Source organism: Streptomyces sp. NPDC001714 (assembly GCF_042892755.1).
GTDB lineage: Bacteria > Actinomycetota > Actinomycetes > Streptomycetales > Streptomycetaceae > Streptomyces.
Window position 1 is genome coordinate 456,609 of sequence record NZ_JBIAUL010000003.1, and the last position, 17,889, is coordinate 474,497.

The 17,889-nt window shown below is 71.2% G+C and carries 18 protein-coding genes; 12 read left to right on the plus strand and 6 right to left on the minus strand.

The window, feature by feature from the left end; all coding sequences use genetic code 11:
- Nucleotide 1: 1 nt before the first annotated feature.
- The 7 genes from ACFY0P_RS10750 to ACFY0P_RS10780 all read left to right on the plus strand — a co-directional run bounded on the left by ACFY0P_RS10750 (nt 2) and on the right by ACFY0P_RS10780 (nt 7,736).
- Nucleotides 2-1,270, plus strand: a complete 1,269-nt coding sequence (locus tag ACFY0P_RS10750; protein WP_388909633.1) for a diaminobutyrate--2-oxoglutarate transaminase — start codon at nt 2-4, stop codon at nt 1,268-1,270.
- Between the two features lie 84 nt (nt 1,271-1,354).
- The gene (locus ACFY0P_RS10755) at nt 1,355-2,404 is read left to right on the plus strand and encodes a cupin-like domain-containing protein (protein ID WP_388909636.1); all 1,050 of its coding nucleotides are present in this window, start codon (nt 1,355-1,357) and stop codon (nt 2,402-2,404) included.
- Between the two features lie 2 nt (nt 2,405-2,406).
- Nucleotides 2,407-3,684: an MFS transporter gene (locus ACFY0P_RS10760; RefSeq protein ID WP_388909639.1), complete on the plus strand. Its 1,278-nt coding sequence runs from the start codon at nt 2,407-2,409 to the stop codon at nt 3,682-3,684.
- Nucleotides 3,681-3,872, plus strand: coding sequence for an MbtH family NRPS accessory protein (locus ACFY0P_RS10765; RefSeq protein WP_351706155.1), 192 nt, complete (start codon nt 3,681-3,683; stop codon nt 3,870-3,872). The genes ACFY0P_RS10760 and ACFY0P_RS10765 overlap by 4 nt, the downstream gene beginning before the upstream one ends.
- Nucleotides 3,873-3,881: 9 nt before the next feature.
- Nucleotides 3,882-4,607, plus strand: a complete 726-nt coding sequence (locus ACFY0P_RS10770; protein WP_388909642.1) for a thioesterase II family protein — start codon at nt 3,882-3,884, stop codon at nt 4,605-4,607.
- Between the two features lie 4 nt (nt 4,608-4,611).
- On the plus strand, nt 4,612-5,448 hold the full coding sequence (locus tag ACFY0P_RS10775) for an alpha/beta fold hydrolase (protein WP_388909645.1): 837 nt from the start codon (nt 4,612-4,614) through the stop codon (nt 5,446-5,448).
- Complete coding sequence (locus ACFY0P_RS10780; protein ID WP_388909648.1) at nt 5,445-7,736, plus strand: M28 family peptidase; 2,292 nt, start codon at nt 5,445-5,447, stop codon at nt 7,734-7,736. The genes ACFY0P_RS10775 and ACFY0P_RS10780 overlap by 4 nt, the downstream gene beginning before the upstream one ends.
- 69 nt (nt 7,737-7,805) lie before the next feature.
- On the opposite strand, the gene ACFY0P_RS10785 is transcribed toward ACFY0P_RS10780, so the two are convergent.
- From ACFY0P_RS10785 to ACFY0P_RS10810, 6 genes are all read right to left on the minus strand, one after another.
- Complete coding sequence (locus ACFY0P_RS10785; protein ID WP_388909651.1) at nt 7,806-9,380, minus strand: aldehyde dehydrogenase family protein; 1,575 nt, start codon at nt 9,378-9,380, stop codon at nt 7,806-7,808.
- A 65-nt stretch (nt 9,381-9,445) separates the two neighbouring features.
- Entirely contained in the window at nt 9,446-9,919 is a 474-nt protein-coding gene (locus ACFY0P_RS10790; RefSeq protein WP_388909654.1) for a hypothetical protein, read from the minus strand.
- Between the two features lie 19 nt (nt 9,920-9,938).
- Nucleotides 9,939-10,514: an RNA 2'-phosphotransferase gene (locus ACFY0P_RS10795; RefSeq protein WP_388909657.1), complete on the minus strand. Its 576-nt coding sequence runs from the start codon at nt 10,512-10,514 to the stop codon at nt 9,939-9,941.
- A 27-nt stretch (nt 10,515-10,541) separates the two neighbouring features.
- Entirely contained in the window at nt 10,542-11,126 is a 585-nt protein-coding gene (locus ACFY0P_RS10800) for a hypothetical protein (RefSeq protein ID WP_388909659.1), read from the minus strand.
- A gap of 36 nt (nt 11,127-11,162) precedes the next feature.
- Complete coding sequence (locus ACFY0P_RS10805; protein WP_388909662.1) at nt 11,163-12,920, minus strand: SDR family oxidoreductase; 1,758 nt, start codon at nt 12,918-12,920, stop codon at nt 11,163-11,165.
- Complete coding sequence (locus ACFY0P_RS10810) at nt 12,917-13,765, minus strand: M24 family metallopeptidase (protein ID WP_388909665.1); 849 nt, start codon at nt 13,763-13,765, stop codon at nt 12,917-12,919. Before ACFY0P_RS10810 ends, ACFY0P_RS10805 begins: the two co-directional genes overlap by 4 nt.
- Before the next feature lie 226 nt (nt 13,766-13,991).
- Between ACFY0P_RS10810 and ACFY0P_RS10815 the strand changes: the two genes are divergently transcribed.
- From ACFY0P_RS10815 to ACFY0P_RS10835, 5 genes are all read left to right on the plus strand, one after another.
- The gene (locus tag ACFY0P_RS10815) at nt 13,992-14,957 is read left to right on the plus strand and encodes an ABC transporter ATP-binding protein (RefSeq protein ID WP_388910105.1); all 966 of its coding nucleotides are present in this window, start codon (nt 13,992-13,994) and stop codon (nt 14,955-14,957) included.
- Entirely contained in the window at nt 14,947-15,852 is a 906-nt protein-coding gene (locus tag ACFY0P_RS10820) for an ABC transporter permease (protein ID WP_388909667.1), read from the plus strand. Before ACFY0P_RS10815 ends, ACFY0P_RS10820 begins: the two co-directional genes overlap by 11 nt.
- Nucleotides 15,849-16,760: an ABC transporter ATP-binding protein gene (locus ACFY0P_RS10825; RefSeq protein ID WP_388909670.1), complete on the plus strand. Its 912-nt coding sequence runs from the start codon at nt 15,849-15,851 to the stop codon at nt 16,758-16,760. Before ACFY0P_RS10820 ends, ACFY0P_RS10825 begins: the two co-directional genes overlap by 4 nt.
- Before the next feature lie 10 nt (nt 16,761-16,770).
- Nucleotides 16,771-17,490 (plus strand): ABC transporter permease subunit, encoded by a 720-nt coding sequence (locus ACFY0P_RS10830; RefSeq protein WP_093500942.1) that lies wholly within the window; start codon nt 16,771-16,773, stop codon nt 17,488-17,490.
- An 81-nt stretch (nt 17,491-17,571) separates the two neighbouring features.
- A complete protein-coding gene (locus tag ACFY0P_RS10835; protein ID WP_388909673.1) occupies nt 17,572-17,784 on the plus strand; it encodes a hypothetical protein in 213 nt (70 codons plus the stop codon).
- The last annotated feature ends 105 nt before the right edge of the window (nt 17,785-17,889 follow it).

Sequence of the window (17,889 nt, forward strand, 5' to 3'; positions counted from 1 at the left end):
CATGGCAGCTCTCCCCACCGCCACCCAGGTGTTCGAGACCCGAGAGTCCGCTGTCCGGTCGTACTGCCGTACGTTCCCGGCCCTGCTCACCTCGGCCCACGGAACCACGCTGGTCGCCGAGGACGGCACGGAGTACGTCGACTTCTTCTCCGGCGCCGGTGCCCTCAACTACGGCCACAACCACGAGCACATCAAGGGCCAGGTCATCGCGCACCTGGAGGGCGACGGGCTGCTGCACGCGCTCGACTTCCACACGGCGGCCAAGCGCGAGTTCCTGGACCGTTTCGGCTGGGAGATCCTGGAGCCGCGCGGTCTGCGCCACCGGGTCCAGTTCTGCGGCAGCACCGGGACCGACGCCGTCGAGGCCGCGCTGAAGCTGGCCCGCAAGCACACCGGCCGCTCCCAGGTCGTCGCCTTCTCCGGCGCCTATCACGGAGTCAGCCGCGGCAGCCTCGCCGCGACCGCGGACCTGTCGCTGCGCAAGGTGGCCGGGACCCCCCTCGGCGAGGTCACCCACCTGCCCTTCCCGGTCGGCCCGCGCGGCCCGTTCCCGACCATGGAGCTGCTGGAGCAGTACCTCACCGACGACCTGTCCGGGGTCGAGCTGCCCGCGGCGGTGATCCTCGAGGTCGTCCAGATGGAGGGTGGCGTCTACCGCATCCCCGACGTGGACCTGCGGCGGCTGCGCGACATCTGCGACCGGTACGGCATCGTGCTGATCGCCGACGAGATCCAGGCCGGCTGCGGCCGCACCGGCGGCTTCTTCTCCTTCGAGCAGGCCGGGGTCGTCCCGGACCTCATCACCGTCTCGAAGTCCATCAGCGGTCTGGGCCTGCCGATGTCGCTGCTGCTCATCCGCGAGGGCCTCGACTCGTGGCAGGCCGGTGACCACCCGGGCACCTTCCGCGGCAACCAGCTGGCGTTCGTCGCCGCCTGCGGGGCCCTCGACCTGTGGCAGAGCCCGGCCTTCCTGGACCTGGCCCGCAACGGCGCCGAACTGCTGCGCACCTTCTGGCAGGAGCACCCGCTGCCCGGCGTCGAGGTGCGCTGCGAGGGCCACGCCATCGGCATCGACCTCACCCACGCGGGCGGCCGCCAGGCCGCGGACGACGTGGTGGCCTGGTGCTTCGAGCGCGGCCTGATCGTCGAGTCGACCGGCCGGGACAAGGCCGTCCTCAAGCTGCTGCCCCCGCTGACCATGGAGCTCGACGTGCTCCGCTACGGCTGCGAGCTGATCCACGAGGCCCTGCGCACGGTGCTGTCCCACTGACCCCCGCGCTCACCGCTCCGCCCCGCCGACCCCGGCGGACCTCCCGACTTCCGTAGACCACAGGACACACGAACAGGACACGCGATGACCATCAACCCGGCCGAGAAGGACGAGACCGTCGCCGGCACGATCTTCTCCGAAGCCACGGTGAAGACCGACGCGATCGACCGGATCCACGCGCCCTCCCCCGAGGAGTTCAAGCGCGAGTACGTCTACAAGCGCAAGCCCGCCGTCATCACCGGCCTGATGGACTCCTGGCCGGCCATGGAGCGCTGGGACCTCGACTACTTCCGCGAGCACTTCGGCGACCTGGACATCCACGCCAACCTCCAGCGGCTCGACAACGAACTGATCCTGGGCAACGTCGGCGGGTTCCGCGGGATGAAGCTGGCCGCCCTGCTCGACGAGATCGAGAAGAACACCGACCCCGGCCGCGCCTACTACCTGCGCGCCTACCCCGTCCACCGGATGATCGAGCACTACCCGCAGCTCGCCGAGGACTACGACCTGCCCGACCTCGCCCCGAACTGGGCCGACATCCGCTTCCCGGCCGACTGGCGGACCGGCACCGCCAACCCCGCCAGGCTGCTCGGGCTGTACCTCGCCAAGACCTTCCTCAACCGGGGCAGCAACAGGCCCGTAACGCGCGCCACCGTCTCCTCGCGGGTCGCGGCCGTCATGTTCATCGGCAGCAAGGGCACCGTCACCCCGTTCCACAGCGACGGCATGCAGACCGCGGCCTACCTGAGCCAGGTCGTCGGCCGCAAGCGCTGCTACTTCGTCTCCCCCGACCAGCACGCGAAGCTCTACCCGCGCCCGTTCCGCCGCCAGTTCGGCATGGCCCAGGTCGACTACCGGCGCCCCGACCTCGACCGCCACCCGCGCTTCCGCGACGTGGTCGTGGAGGAGACCGTCCTGCACCCGGGCGAGACGCTGTACGTGCCGAGCGGCTACTGGCACGCCATCGAGGCCATGGACACCTCCATCTCCTACAGCCATCAGATCGTGGGCGACGACAACGCGCTCGACTGGCTGACCTGCATCCCCGAGCGCTACCTGGCCCAGCTGTACTTCAAGTCCCAGGGCGGCCTGCGCAACGTCACCGGGGCCAAGGACTGGGACGACTGGGCCTGACGGTGAGCACACCTGCGAGCACGGCCACCCCCGCGGGCCGGAACCTGCTGCGGGACCGCGACTTCCTGTTGTTCGCGGGCGGTCAGGGCGCGTCGGCGGTCGGTGACGCGCTGAGCAAGACCGCCCTGCCGCTGCTGGTCCTGGCCCTGACCGGGTCCGGACTGCACATGGGCGTGATCGCCATGCTGTCGGCGCTGCCCATGATGGTGCTGGGCGTCCCCGCGGGCGCCTGGGCCGACCGCTTCGACCGGCGCCGGATGATGCTCTGGTCGGACGTCGGGCGCACGCTGCTGGTCGGCGCGGTACCGCTGGCCGCGGTGCTGGACGTGCCGGTGCTGCCGGTGCTGTACGCGGTCGCCGTGCCGGTCGGTGTGCTGTACGCCGTGTTCGAGGCGGCCTGCCTGTCCTGTCTGCCGTCGCTGGTCGGCCGGGAGCGGCTCGGGGAGGCCAACTCGCTGCTGTCGATCGGCAACGCGCTCGGCTACGTCGCCGGGCCGGCCCTCGCCGGTGTGCTGGTGACGTGGATCGGCGGGGCCGGCACCCTGGGGGTCGACGCGCTGACCTTCGCGGTGTCGGCGGCCACCCTGACGGCGGTCCGCAGCCCGCTGCAGAGCGCGCGGGAGTACGCGCCCACCCCGATGAGGCAGCAGATCCTGGAGGGCTTCCGGTTCATCGCCGGTCACCGGCTGCTGCGGGCGGCGCTGCTCTACTGGGCGGCGATCACCTTCTTCACCGCGCCGATCATCCTGTGTGCCACGTACTTCGTGCGTGAGGACCTCGGCTGGTCGCCCGGGGTGCTGGGGGCGGTCATCGCGGTCTACGCCGTGGGGGCGATCGCGGGTGCCGTGCTCGCGCCCCGCCTCAAGGGGGCGTCCGTCGCGGGCATGTGCGGCGGCACGGTCCTGGGCGGCGTCGCGCTGCTCGTCCTCGGCTCCACCGACTCACTGCCGCTCGCCCTCGGGGTCGTGCTGGTCGCGGGCGCGGGAGAATCCGTCGCCGCGATCCTCTACAGCACGCTCCGGGCGCGGCTCATCCCGGACGAACTCCTCGGCCGGGTGACCACGACCGCGCAGGTCGCCGCGTTGGGCCTGAAACCCCTGTCCGTCCTGGTGGCCGGCATCGCCCTGGAGGCGACCTCCGGCTCCGTGACCCTCGCCGTGATCGCGATCGCCTGCATCGTGATCAGCATCGCCTTCGCCGGCCGCGGCCGGCGACTCTCCGTGATCCCCGAACCGACCCGTCCCGCATCATCCCTGACACCCGAAGAGGTACCGCAATGACTGTGACCACTGCAGAGACCGAGTACACCGTCGTGGTCAACGACGAGAAGCAGTACTCGATCTGGCGGAGCGACCGCGAACTGCCCGCCGGCTGGCGGGCCGAGGGGCTCACCGGCAGCAAGGACGAGTGCCTGGACCACATCGAGACCGTGTGGACCGACATGCGTCCGCGCAGCGTCCGGAGCTGACCGGCCGTCATGACGTGGCTCAGACAACTCAACGTCGGTGTCGGCACCAGCCGCCTCGTCTGCCTGCCCTATGCGGGCGGCAACGGGACCATCTACGAGAGCTGGACCAAGTGGCTCCCCCCTGAGGTGGAGTTGTGGGCACCGGACCTTCCCGCCCGCGAACAGCGGATGCTGGAAGCGCCGGTGGAGGACATGGAGCTGCTCGTCGGCACCCTGGCCGACGAGCTCAGCTCGGACGACCGCCCGACCACCGTGTTCGGGCACAGTTTCGGCGCGCTGGTCGCGTTCGAACTGTCCCGCAGCCTGCAGCGGGGCCCGCACCCGGTCCGCTGTCTGGCCGTGTCCGGGATGACGGCACCGCGGACGCTGCCGGACAGGCCCGCACCCACGGACGCGGAGATCCTCGCCAGCCTCCGTTCGCACGGTGTGGCACCGGAGGAGTTCTTCCGGCAGCCCGAGTTGCTGGAGCTCGTCATGCCCGGTCTGCGCGCCGACTACCGGATGGCGCTGGGCTACCGGTACCACCGGGGCCCGAAGCTCTCGGCCCCGGTGTTCGCCATGGGCGGCACCGACGACTCCGCGGTGCCGGCCCAAGGCCTCGCGGCCTGGGCCGAGGAGTCGGACGACGGCTGCCGCACCCGGATGTGGCAGGGCGGCCACATGTATCTGCTGGACCAGGTCGAAGAAGTTGCCGGTTTCGTGATCGCCTGCCATCAGCAGCCGATCGGAGGATGAACACATGCAGACGCGAATGATCGCAGTTCCGGGCGGGTCGCTCCAGGCCCACAGCAGCGGCGCGGCGGCCGCCCCCGCCGCCGTCATGGTCCACTCAGGCATCGCCCACGCGCAGATGTGGTCCCCGCTGATGCGGGCGCTGCGCGAGGAGATGTTCGCCGTCGCCTACGACTGCCGTTGCTTCGGCGGGTCCACGACGACCCTGGACGGCGAGTTCTCCGACATCGACGATCTCGCGAGCGTCCTGGACGCCTACGGACTGGAGTCCGCGGTCCTGGTGGGAGAGTCACGAGGGGCGCGACTGGCGATCGACTTCGCGCTGGCGCATCCCCGTCGGGTCCGGGGTCTGTTCCTGCTCGCCCCCGACATCTCGGGTTTCGACGCCCCGGTCACGTACCACGAACGCCCGCTGTTCGACGCGATCGAGGCCGCCGAGGACTCGTGGTCCGTCGAGGAGCTCATCGCGCACGAGGTACGGCTGTTCGTCGACGGACCGGGGCGCGCACCGGCGGCGGAGCGCGCCGCCGTGCGCACGGCGGTCGCCGAGATGTCGCGCCTCAACTACCGGCAGCAGCGCGACACCCCGGACTTCGTGAAACCCGAACCCGCGGCCACCCGGCTGTCCGAGATCCGCTGCCCGGTCCGGGTGCTCGTCGGGGACGCGGACACCGTCGGCTTCCAGGCCATGGCACGGGCCGTCGAGGAGGCCTGCCCGCGGGCCACGCTCGGCACGGTGCCGGACGCCGCGCACGCCCTCACCCTCGAACACCCGGAGACGGTCGAACGCGAACTGCGCACGTTCTGGCAGGACGTAAGAGGAACACGGGGGACGGACGAATGACCAGTGTCATAAGCCGTACGGAGACGTCGACGCCGGCCGCGCCCGGCGCGCGGCGGCTCCGTGCGGGACGGTTCGCCGCCACCTGGGCGGCCGTGGGTCTGCTGCTGGCCGTCTCCTTCTCGCTCGCGCACTGGGCGACCCGGCCGGCCCCCGACCGGGCGGCCGGCCGCGGCGCGCTGGCCACGGCACGGCAGCTGCAGGACCTCGGCCCGCACGTCGCCGCGAGCCCGCAGCTGGAGAGGGGACTGGACGCCGTCGCCGGCGAGCTCAGGACCATCCCGGGCCTCGAAGTGCAACGGCAGCGCGCTTCGGGCTCGTACCACTACACCGACCGGAACGTCGACTACAGCGTCGAGAACGTGATCGCCCGTCAGCCCGGCGACAGTGACGACGCCCTGCTCGTGAACGTCCACGTCGACTCGGCGATGGAAGGACCCGGCGCCGCCGACGACGGCGTCAACGTCGGCGCGGTGCTCCAGGCGGCCCGGCAACTGGCCGGCAGGGAGCACCACCGCACCGTCATCTACCTGTTCAACGGCGGCGAGGAGGTCGGGCTCACCGGTGCGGACGCCTTCACCAAGCACCCCTGGGCGAAGCAGGTCCGCTGGTTCCTCAACCTCGAGGCCGCCGGGTCGGGCGGACTGCCCATCCTCTTCCAGGCGGGCGAGGACGACGGCAAACTGATCGACCTGGTGGGCACCACCTCACGGCCGTACGGGTCGGTCCTCGGCCAGTGGCTGTTCCAGGCGGGGCTCATCAACTCGGACACCGACAGCCATGTGTGGCGCGCACAGGGCTGGTCCGGTCTCGACTACGCCCTGTTCGAGAACGGCTACTGGTACCACACCCCGAACGACCGGGTCGACCGCATCGACCCGGGCTCGGCGCAGGCGGTCACCGACCTGACCGTGCACATCGCGTCGAAGGTGACCGGAACCGCGGACGTGAGCCGCGCACCCGCCCCGTACTACTTCGACGTGCTGTCGCGGTGGTGGGTGACGCTCGACCCGCTGCTCACCAGGATCGGCACGCTCGTGCTGCTGCTCGCCCTGGCGGGGCTGGCCTGGCGCGCCTGCCGGGTCTGGCACCTGCGGCCCGGGCAGGTGGCCGCCACCGCGGGCGGCGCGCTGCTGGGCGTTCCGGCGGCCGTGCTGGCGGGCGCCCTGGTGGGCGGTGCCCAGTCCCTGATCGGCCCGCACGCCTGGTTCGCGCACCCGTGGCTGGTCTACCTGGTGCCGCTGCCCGTCACCGTCCTCGCGGCGCTGGCCCCCCAGCTCCTGCTGCAGCGCCGGCGCGTTCGCCGCGGCTCGGCCCGGCCGGGCACGGCGGCCCGTACGGCCCTGCTGGGCAACGCGGCGGCGACCGGCGTGCTCGGTGTGGTCACCGCCTGGCTCGGGGTGGGGCCGGGCTATCTGCTGTGGGTCACCTCGGCGCTGCTGGTCGTGTCGATCGCCCTGGTCCTGGTGGTGCCGGGCCGCTGGCGGGCGGTGCCGCCGCTGGTGACGATGTTCGTGTCGTTCGTGCTGATCGCGCAGTTCACCCAGGAGCTGTTCGGGCTGGCGATCCCGATGATGGGCCGGCTGCCTACCGCGATACCGATGGACGCCGTGATCGCGGTGGCCGCCGCCGTGGTCGCCGTCCCGCTGTCCCTGGTCGTCGCGCCGTTCGCGATGCACGCAGGCCGGCCGCCACGGCGCACCGGCCTCGCCCTGACGGCGTTCGTCGCCTGCGGACTGCTGGTCGTCGGCCTGGTCTCGCCCTACGACGCCGCGCACCCCAAGCTGGTCAGCCTGTTCCAGGAGCAGACCGGAGGCAAGGACGCGCGGATCGAACTCGAGGGCAGGGACTACCTCACGCCCCAGAAACTGGGCGTCCTTGACCAGGTCGCGAAGGATTCCGGGCTGCCGGTCCGGGACGGCGCGCTCACGGCACGGAAGGTGTCCGTGCCGTCCGGGCCCGTGGCTTTCGACACCGCCGGAACAACTGCGCCGGTCCGCGTCAGGATCGGCGCGAACGGCGCCCAGCTGATCAGGATCACCGTGACGGGCTCCGGTGTCTCCGTCGACGGCCGGTCCTTCGACGGCGGCGAGGCGGTCGTCGACCTCGTGGGCCGGTTCGACGGCGACACCGTCACCGTCAACCGCTCCGGACCGGTACGGATCCAGGTCGACCAGGTCTTCCTGCAGACGGGGAAGGACGCGAAACGGGCCCTCGCGGCGTTGCCGAAGTGGACGATGGGCGACGCGCGGACGGTCGTCCAGCGCACCTGGAAGGACCGGCGGTCCTGAATCACGTCCGGTACGGCGGTGGCGCCGGCGGCGGTGGTACGACCATCCGCGCCGGCGCCACCGGCCGTCTCAGGCCTCGGTCCAGGCGGCCGGCAGCCGGTAGGTCAGGTCGGCCTCGACGGTCGCCACGTCCATCTGGGCCTTCTGCAGGGAACCGGAGAAGTCCCAGTTCACCGACTGCCACCGGGTGAACTGGTCGAGCACCCAGACCCCGGACTGGCGGCTGCCGTTGCCGGACTTGCCGTTCCCTCCGAACGGAAGGTGTGCCTCGGCGCCGGAGGTGGAGTTGTTCACGCTGACCATTCCGGCACCGACGCCCTGCCGGAAGCGGAACGCGGTGGCCGGGTCCTGGGTCCAGACGGCGGCGGAGAGGCCGTACCCGGGGGTGTTGGCGAGTTCGATCGCCTCGTCGAGGGTCCGGTACGTGGTGACCCCGACGAGGGGCCCGAAGGTCTCCTCCAGGAAGATCCGGTCCGTGGGGCGGACCCCGTCCACCAGCACCGGGTGGTAGTACAGGCCGTCCGAGGGGTCGCCGACGAAGCCCTCGCGGGGCGACCCGGCCGTGATCCTGCCGACGGCGCTCGAACCGAGCACCGTGTGGTGGTCGGCGATCCAGCCCAGCGTGTCCTCGTAGGAGCGCGCGAACTTCTCGTCCAGCAGCGGGCCGTAGACGACGTCGGCGGACGGCTCGCCCACCGGTGCGCCCTGCACCGCCTCGGCGAACCGGCGCAGGAACTCGTCGTGCACGTCCTCGTGCGCGATGACGGTGCCCAGCGAGGTGCAGCGCTGCCCTGCCGTGCCGTACCCGGAGAACAGCGCGGCCTGCACGGCCAGGTCCAGATCCGCGTCGGGCGCGATGACCATCGGGTTCTTGCCGCCCAGTTCCAGGCACGGCGTCTGCAGGTGCCGACCGCACAGTTCGCCGATCGTCCGGCCGACCAGGGTCGAACCCGTGAATCCGACCTTGTCCACCAGACCGCGGCCCAGCGCGGCGTCGAGCCCGGCGGACGTCGTCTCACCGTCCGCGTAGACCAGGTTGAGGACTCCGGCCGGCACCCCCGCCCGCCAGGCGAGTTCGGCCAGGGCGCGCGCCGTCGCCGCGGCGTACTCGGCGGGCTTCCACACCACCGCGTTGCCGCACAGGAGAGCCGGGGCCAGGTACCACGACGGGACCGCCACCGGGAAGTTCCCCGCGGTCACGATGACCGCCACCCCGACCGGCATCCGGTAGGTGAACAGCTGCTTGTCGGGCATCTCGGACGGAACCGTGTGCCCGTACAGGCGCCGGCCCTCACCGAGGAAGAACTCGCAGGTGTCGATGATCTCCTGGACTTCGCCAAGTGCCTCGGCGTACGGCTTGCCCACCTCGCGGGTGACCAGGCGGGCGAGGCTCTCCTTGTTCGCCTGCACCAGCCGGCCGAAGGCCCCGACCACCTGTCCGCGCACGGGGGCCGGTACCCGTGCCCACTCGTGCTGTGCCCGCCGTGCCGCCGCACAGGCCTCCTGGAAGGTGTCCGTGTCGGCCAGCCGGACCTCGGCGACGAGGTCGCTCAGGCGTGCCGGGTTGCGGGACTCGTAGGTGACCTCACTCCCGGTGGTCTCCTTGCCGTCGATCACCGAGTTCAGCGCAGTCGGACCCGCCACCTGGACTTCCTCTCACCTTGTCTGATGCGGGCCTCAGAATAGCTGTTCGGGTCCGGCCGGAACGGTCATCGCATGCGGCTGCTCAGCCATGGCGTGAGCAGGTACGCGGCCAGCTGCTCCCGGTACGTGCGGTCCCCGGGCAGTGGTACGACCAGCGAGGCCGAGGGAGGGAAGCGGCGGGCCCGGACGTGGGCCAGGCCGCCGAGGACGGAGTGCAGGAAGGCGGGCACGTCGTCGCGCGGGACGTCGTGGAACTCGACGCCCTCCACCGTGATCAGCGCGTCGTCGTCCGGGTGGAGCCGCACGCTCACCCTCGGCACCCCGCCGAACTCGGCGTACGCCTCGTGCGGCAGTGAACCGTCCGGGTCCGTGGTGACACCGAAGCCCGCCGCGCCGCGCCGCGAGGTCCGGTCGGCGCCGATGTCGTGCGTGACCTCGATCCGGCGTCCGTGCTCGGCGGCGATCGCATGGAGCGCGCCGACGGCCGCCTCGGTGGTCGGAAGGTGCTCGCGGTGTTCCCTGCGCCCGGAGTGGTCCATACCACTCATGATGCCGGGGTCAGTGCGGCGCGGGGAAGCGCAGGTAGCGCGGCGGTACGGCCCGCGTCAGCCACACCCCGTTCGCGCTGATGTGGAAGACGTGCCCGTCCCGGTGCATCGCGGCCGCGTCGACCGACAGCACGACCGGGCGCCCGCGCCGGGCACCGACCCGCGTCGCGGTCTCCCGGTCCGCCGACAGATGCACGTCGTGCCTGTTCATCGGCCTGAGGCCCTCGCTCCGGATCGCCTCCAGGTTGCGTGCCACGGTGCCGTGGTAGAGGTACGGCGGCGGGGTCGCCGGGGGCAGTCCGAGGTCGACGTCGATGCTGTGGCCCTGGCTGGCGCGGATCCGGGTGCCTTCGATCGCGAACCGCTGCTTGTCGTTGGCGGCGACGACGTGGTCCAGTTCCTCGCGGCTGACCGGGAAACCGTGCGCCGCTGCCGCCGCGAGCAGCGTGTCGATCTCCACCCAGCCCGCCTCGTCCAGGCTGAGCCCGATGCGTTCGGGCTGGTGGCGCAGGTGTTTCGAGAGGTACTTCGACACCTTCACGGTGCGCCGCTCGTCCTGTGCTCCTTCGTTGTGTCGCGCGTTCATGCCATCAGAGTGCCGGGGAGACGCGGATCACGCAGATATTTTTCGTCGCAGGTTTGATCCACAACCAAGTGAGGTTTTCCACAAGGAAATTGGCCGAGGTGTGGATAACTGCTGGGTATTTCGCGGTGGTTCGTCAAGATCGTTAACAGGGCCGTGATGTGCGGTGAGGGTGTCCAAGTGCCGGGCTCTGAGCTCGCGTTCGGCCGCCGGCGCGACGAACTCCGCGATGCGCTCCGGGCCAACGAGACGCCGTGCGGCCTGAATCGTGCCGGCCGTGAGGGACACGGGACGCTTCTTCTCCGGGGCTTTCGGCTGCTCCCCGGCGCCCAGCTGCCGGCGTACCTCGCGGGTCGCGAACAGGCCTATGGCCCGGGCCAGTTCGGCGACCACCTTCTGCTGGGCCAGGGGACGCAGGCGCTGTCCGAGCGAGGCCGCCTCGGCCGCACCGGCGTCGGTGCGGTGGTCGGGGTCGTCGAGGTGGCGGGCGAAGACGTGCTCGGTGGTGAACTCCAGGAAACGGGCGGCGATGTGCTCGACGTGGAGCCTCAACTCCCGCAGACGCTCGGAGATCGCGAGGAGGGGAACTCCGGCCGCGTACAACTCGGCTGCCACGGCGAGCTCTTGGGGGCTCGGCCGAACAACTACGCCCTACAACCTCGGCTCCACCCGGGCGATCCTCCTCAACAGCCCCGGCGCCACTCGCGAAAGCCACCGTGCCCCCCGCGCCTCCGGCGTCACCGGTACCACCGCGCGGTTGTGTTCCACCGCCTCCAGGATCGCCGAAGCCACCTTCTCCGGCGGGTAGTTGCGCATGCCGTACAGCCGCGCGGAGCGCTTCTGCCTGCGGCGCTGCTCCTCCTCGTCGACCCCGGTGAAGCGGGCCGTCGACGTGATGTTGGTGTTGATGAAGCCGGGGCAGATCGCCGTCACCCCGATGCGCCGGGAGGCGAGTTCGGCGCGCAGGCACTCGGACAGCATCAGGACGGCCGCCTTGGAGGTGCTGTAGGCCGGCAGGGCCCGGGAGGGCTGGTAGGCCGCCGCCGACGCGACGTTCACGATGTGGCCGCCCTGGGCGCGGTCCGCCATCCGTGCCCCGAAGAGCCGGCAACCATGGATCACGCCCCAGAGGTTGACGTCCAGGACCCGCCGCCAGTCCTCCGTCGTCGTCGTGAAGAAGGAGCCCGACAGGCCGATCCCCGCGTTGTTGACCAGCACGTCCAGGACGCCGTACTCGCGGTGGACCTTCTCCGCGAGCTTCTCCATGGCCTGCTCGTCGGAGACGTCGGCCGTCTCCGCCCACGCGTCCGCCGCGCCGACCAGCCGGGACAGCTCGGCCGTGCGGGCCGCCGCCTCCGCGTCCCGGTCCACCGCCACCACCCGCGCGCCCGCCTCCGCGAACGCGAACGCCGTCGCCCGCCCGATGCCGCTGCCCGCACCGGTGACCAGGACCAACTGGCCTCCGAACCGCTGGGCATGGCGGTCGGCACCCGCCGGCTCCGACCGGCCGTCCTCCACCGACCTCGCGAACTCCTCGATCCAGGCCGCCACCTGGTCCGGCCGGGTGCGCGGGATCCAGTGCTTGTCGGGCAGGGTGCGGCGGGTGAGCCGGGGCACCCAGCGCTCCAGGTCGTCGTACAGCCGCTCGGAGAGGAACGCGTCACCGAGGGGGGTGATGAGCTGCACGGGCGCGTGCGCGTAGGCGTCCTCGCGCGGGTGGCGCAGCCGGGCCCGTACGTTGTCGCGGTACAGCCAGGCGCCGTGTGCGGCGTCGGAGGGCAGGGAGGCCGTCGGGTAATCCCCCGCGGGGAGCTTCTCGGCCCGTTGCAGGATCCTCGGCCAGGCCTTGCCGAGGGGGCCGCGCCAGGCCAGTTCGGGCAGGGCGGGGGTGTGCAGCAGGTACACGTACCAGGACTTGGCGCCCTGGCCGAGGAGCTGGCCCACCCGGCGGGGCGTCGGCCGCTGCACGCGTGCGTTGATCCAGTGCCCGAAGTGGTCCAGGGACGGCCCGGACATCGACGTGAAGGAGGCGATACGGCCCTCCGTGCGCCCCACCGTGGCGAACTCCCAGGACTGCACCGAGCCCCAGTCGTGGCCGACGAGGTGCACCGGGCGGTCCGGGCTGACCTCGTCGATCACCGCCAGGAAGTCGTCCGTGAGCTTGGCGAGGGTGAAGCCGCCGCGCAGCGGCTTCGGGGCGGTGGAGCGGCCGTGGCCGCGGACGTCGTACAGGACGACGTGGAAGCGCTCGGCCAGGCGGGCCGCGACGCCGGCCCAGACCTCCTTGCTGTCCGGGTAGCCGTGGACCAGGACGACCGTCGGGTCCGCCGGGTCGCCCAGCTCCGCCACGCACAGGTCGACGCCCCCGGTACGCACCCGGCGCTCGCGCGCGCCTTCGATCTCGGTCACTTGTCCTCCGCCCAGCGCCGCCCGTGCGGCAGATCGTCGTCCAGCCAGAAGGCGCTCTGCTCGGGATCCCGGGAGTCGGTGACCACGAGGATCTCCTCGAACTTCGCGCCGGTGCCCCGGAATCCGAGGTGCGGTTCGACCGCCCACAGGCCCGGCGTGGGCGGATGGTCGGAGAAGCGGTACGGCGACCACAGGGGCGACCAGCCCTCACGGTGGCCGTGCAGCGCGTCGGCCGCGAGGCCCTTCAGCGACTGGGTGCCGAACCCGAACACATGCGGTGACCAGCGGCGCTGCTGCACCCGGTCCACCTTGTGGGCGATCACGCCGAAGGGGTACGCGCGGTGCCGGTTGGCGTAGCCCTGGCGGACCATGAGGCGGTCCACGTCCTCGTAGATCTCGCGCAGCGGGCGCCGCTCGCGCACCTCGCGCAGGATCAGCTCCCGGTGCGCCTCCAGGTCGGTCAGCAGCCGGTCCTGGACGGGGTTGGGCCCGAGGGAGCCCGAGTAGCCGATGTCGGCCGTGCAGCCCTCGTACACCGGGGCCAGGTCCAGGATGAACGGCATCCCGGGCTCGAGGCGGCGGTCGGTCGGGAAGAACTGCAGCGGTATGCGGAAGCCCGTGAACGCCGTGCGGTCGCCGAACCAGGCGAAGGGAAGGTGGAACCAGTCCCGCACGCCCCGCGCGCGCAGCCACTCGCGCTGCATCCGGGCCGCCTCGCGCTCGGTGACCCCCGGCTCCAGCCGGGCCGCGACCGCCTCCGCGCACTCGTACGCGAGCCGCTGCACCCGCCGGAAACCCTCGAGCTCTGTGGCGCGTTCTTCCTTCGATGCCACTGCCGTCGTCATCCGCCCCGTCTCCGTCGACTGCGGTACGTGCCCGTAACTTGACACTGGCGAATGTGACAGTTGTTAGAGAGAACGTCAATAGGCGGGATCGGGGCCTGTGGATAACTCTGCGTAGCTCTCAAGCAGGGGATCCCCTAGGGCGCCGTAATACTCGAGAGTGACGCGAAGACTGCTCCAGGGTCTGACGACCGCAGTGGCCCGTATCACTACCTTCTATGGCGTGACTGTGATCGCGACCGAAAGCCTGAGCAAGCGGTTCCCCCGGGTGACCGCGCTCGACCGGCTGTCCGTGGACATCGGACCCGGTGTGACCGGACTCGTCGGAGCCAACGGCGCCGGCAAGTCCACCCTGATCAAGATCCTGCTGGGTCTGTCCCCCGCGACCGAGGGCCGCGCCGAAGTGCTCGGCCTCGACGTCGCGACCAAGGGCGCCGCCATCCGCGAGCGCGTGGGCTACATGCCGGAGCACGACTGCCTGCCGCCCGACGTCTCGGCCACCGAGTTCGTCGTGCACATGGCCCGCATGTCCGGCCTGCCGCCCGCCGCCGCCCGCGAGCGCACCGCCGACACCCTGCGCCACGTCGGCCTCTACGAGGAGAGGTACCGCCCCATCGGCGGCTACTCGACCGGCATGAAGCAGCGCGTGAAGCTCGCACAGGCACTGGTGCACGACCCGCAGCTGGTCTTCCTCGACGAGCCGACCAACGGCCTCGACCCGGTCGGCCGCGACGAGATGCTCGGCCTGATCCGCCGCATCCACACCGACTTCGGCATCTCGGTCCTGGTCACCTCGCACCTGCTCGGCGAGCTGGAACGCACCTGCGACCACGTGGTCGTCGTCGACGGCGGCAAGCTGCTGCGCTCCAGCTCCACCACCGACTTCACGCAGTCCACGACCACCCTCGCCATCGAGGTCACCGACAGCGACGAGCACCCGGACGGCACCCGCGCGGTGCGCGACGCGCTCCACGCGCGCGGGGTGGAGACGGACCACGAGGGCGGCGGCCTCCCCGGCGCCGGCCACATCCTGCTGCTCACCGCCCAGGGCGAGGAGACGTACGACCTCGTCCGCGACGTCGTCGCCGACCTCGGCCTCGGCCTGGTGCGCATGGAGCAGCGCCGGCACCACATCTCCGAGGTCTTCACCAGCGACGACGAGCAGCGGAAGGAGGCGACCGTCCATGGCGGTTGACCAGCCCATCGCGGGACCGGGTGACCAGTCCCGCATCCACGACATCGGCTACCGCGGCTACGACGGCCCGCGCCTCGGCCGCGCGTACGCCCGCCTGTCCCTCTACTCGCAGACCCTGCGCGGCTCCTACGGCCTCGGCCGCTCGGTCAAGTCCAAGGTCCTGCCGATGCTGCTGTTCGCGGTGATGTGCGTCCCGGCGGCCATCATGGTCGCCGTCGCCGTCGCCACCAAGGCGCACGACCTGCCGGTGACCTACACGCGGTACGCGATCATCATGCAGGCCGTCATCAGCCTGTACGTCGCCTCGCAGGCACCCCAGGCCGTCTCCCGCGACCTGCGCTTCAAGACCATCCCGCTGTACTTCTCGCGGCCCATCGAGACAGCCGACTACGTCCAGGCCAAGTTCGCGGCCCTGGCCTCCGCGATGTTCATCCTGACCGGCGCCCCGCTGCTCGTGCTGTACGTCGGTGCCCTGCTCTCCAAGATGGACTTCACCCACCAGACCAAGGGGTTCGGCCAGGGACTGCTCTCCGTGGCCCTGCTGTCCCTCCTCTTCGCCGGCATCGGCCTGGTCATCGCGGCGGTCACCCCGCGCCGCGGCTTCGGCATCGCCGCCGTGATCGCCGTACTGACCATCTCCTACGGCGCGGTCTCCACCCTCCAGGCCATCGCCGACTCCCAGGGCAGCACCGGCGCCATCGCGTGGATCGGGTTGTTCTCGCCGGTCACCCTGATCGGCGGCCTGAGCACCGCCCTGCTCGGCGGCACCAACACCTTCCCGGGCGGCGACGGCCCCTCCCACGCCCAGGGCGCGGTGTACCTGCTCGTCGTCCTCGGCCTCATCGCCGCGAGCTACGGCCTTCTGCTGCGCCGCTACAAGAAGGTGGGACTGTGACCACGCTCTCCATCGACCACGTCTCCCGCTGGTTCGGCAACGTGGTCGCCGTCAACGACATCACCATGACCATCGGCCCCGGCGTCACCGGCCTCCTCGGCCCCAACGGCGCCGGCAAGTCCACCCTCATCAACATGATGGGCGGCTTCCTCGCCCCCTCCACCGGCACGGTCACCCTCGACGGGCAGCCGACCTGGCGCAACGAGACGATCTACCAGCACATCGGCATCGTCCCCGAGCGCGAGGCGATGTACGACTTCCTCACCGGCCGCGAATTCGTCGTCGCCAACGCCGAGTTGCACGGCCTCGGCGCCAAGGCCGCCCAGAAGGCCCTGGCCACGGTCGAGATGGAGTACGCGCAGGACCGCAAGATCTCGACGTACTCCAAGGGCATGCGCCAGCGCGTGAAGATGGCGTCGGCCCTGGTGCACGACCCGTCCCTGCTCCTGCTCGACGAGCCCTTCAACGGCATGGACCCGCGCCAGCGCATGCAGCTCATGGAGCTGCTGCGGCGCATGGGCGACGAGGGCCGCACGGTCCTCTTCTCCTCCCACATCCTCGAAGAGGTCGAGCAGCTCGCCTGGCACATCGAGGTCGTGGTCGCCGGACGGCACGCGGCCAGCGGCGACTTCCGCAAGATCCGCCGCCTGATGACCGACCGCCCGCACCGCTACCTGGTCCGCTCCAGCGACGACCGCGCCCTCGCGGCCGCCCTCATCGCCGACCCGTCCACCTCGGGCATCGAAGTCGACCTCGCCGAGGGCGCGTTGCGCATCCAGGCCGTCGACTTCGGCCGCTTCACCGCCCTGCTGCCCAAGGTCGCCCGCGACCACGGCATCCGGCTGCTCACGGTCTCGCCGTCCGACGAGTCCCTCGAATCCGTGTTCTCGTATCTGGTCGCGGCGTAGGAGGCCGAAGATGTACGACCCCACAGTCGCCCGGCTCACCTACCGGGCCCTGCTCGGCCGCCGCCGGGCGCTCATCCTGGGCGCCCTGCCGCTGCTGCTGATCGCGATCTCCGTCGTCGTCCGCGGCCTCGCGGGCGCCGACGACCAGACGGCCGCCGACCTGCTCGGCGGCCTCGGGCTCGCCACCATGGTGCCGATCATCGGCGTCATCGCCGGCACGGGCGCCATCGGCCCGGAGATCGACGACGGCTCGGTGGTGTACCTGCTGTCCAAACCGATCAAGCGGCCGACGATCATCTTCACCAAGCTGATCGTGGCCATCGCCGTGACGATGGTGTTCTCGGCCCTGCCGACGCTGATCGCGGGCTTCATCCTCAACGGCAACGGCCAGCAGATCGCCGTCGCCTACACGGTCGCCGCGCTGGTCGCCTCCATCGCCTACGCCGCGCTCTTCCTGCTGCTCGGGACGGTGTCCCGGCACGCGGTGGTCTTCGGGCTCGTCTACGCCCTGGTCTGGGAGGCCCTGTTCGGCTCCCTGGTCCCCGGAGCGCGGACGCTGAGCGTCCAGCAGTGGTCCCTGGCGGTCGCCCACAAGGTGACCGGCGGCGACCTGGTCACGTCCGACGTGTCCCTGACGACGGGCACGGTGCTGCTGGTCGTGGTGACGGTCCTGGCCACCTGGTACGCCGGCCAGAAGCTGCGCTCGCTGACGCTGGCGGGCGAGGAGTAGACGCCCGCTTTACTGACGGGGACTTCACCTGGGGCCGGGCAGACTGGGCCAAAGGGGATGCATTGCGTAGGAGGCGCGGGGATGGCTGAGCTTGTCGGAGACGGCGACTGGGACGGGGTCGTCCTGGACGAGGACTTCATACGGTCCGCGGGGACTTCGGAGCCTTCCGCGCGAGCGCGGATGCTGGCCGCGAAGTGGCGGGCGGAGGCACCGGAACCGCAGCCGTGGCGGTCGGACGAGCCGCCTGCCGGGTGGTTCTTCAGCAAGGGCCGGCGCAAGTGGTGGCGGCGATAGGCCGTCGTTGTGAACTGCGGGCCGGTGGGGGCCGGTCGCGCAGTTCCCCGCGCCCCCGAAGGGGCGCCTCAGCGGGCCTCTTTTTAATCAGTGGCGGCCAACTCG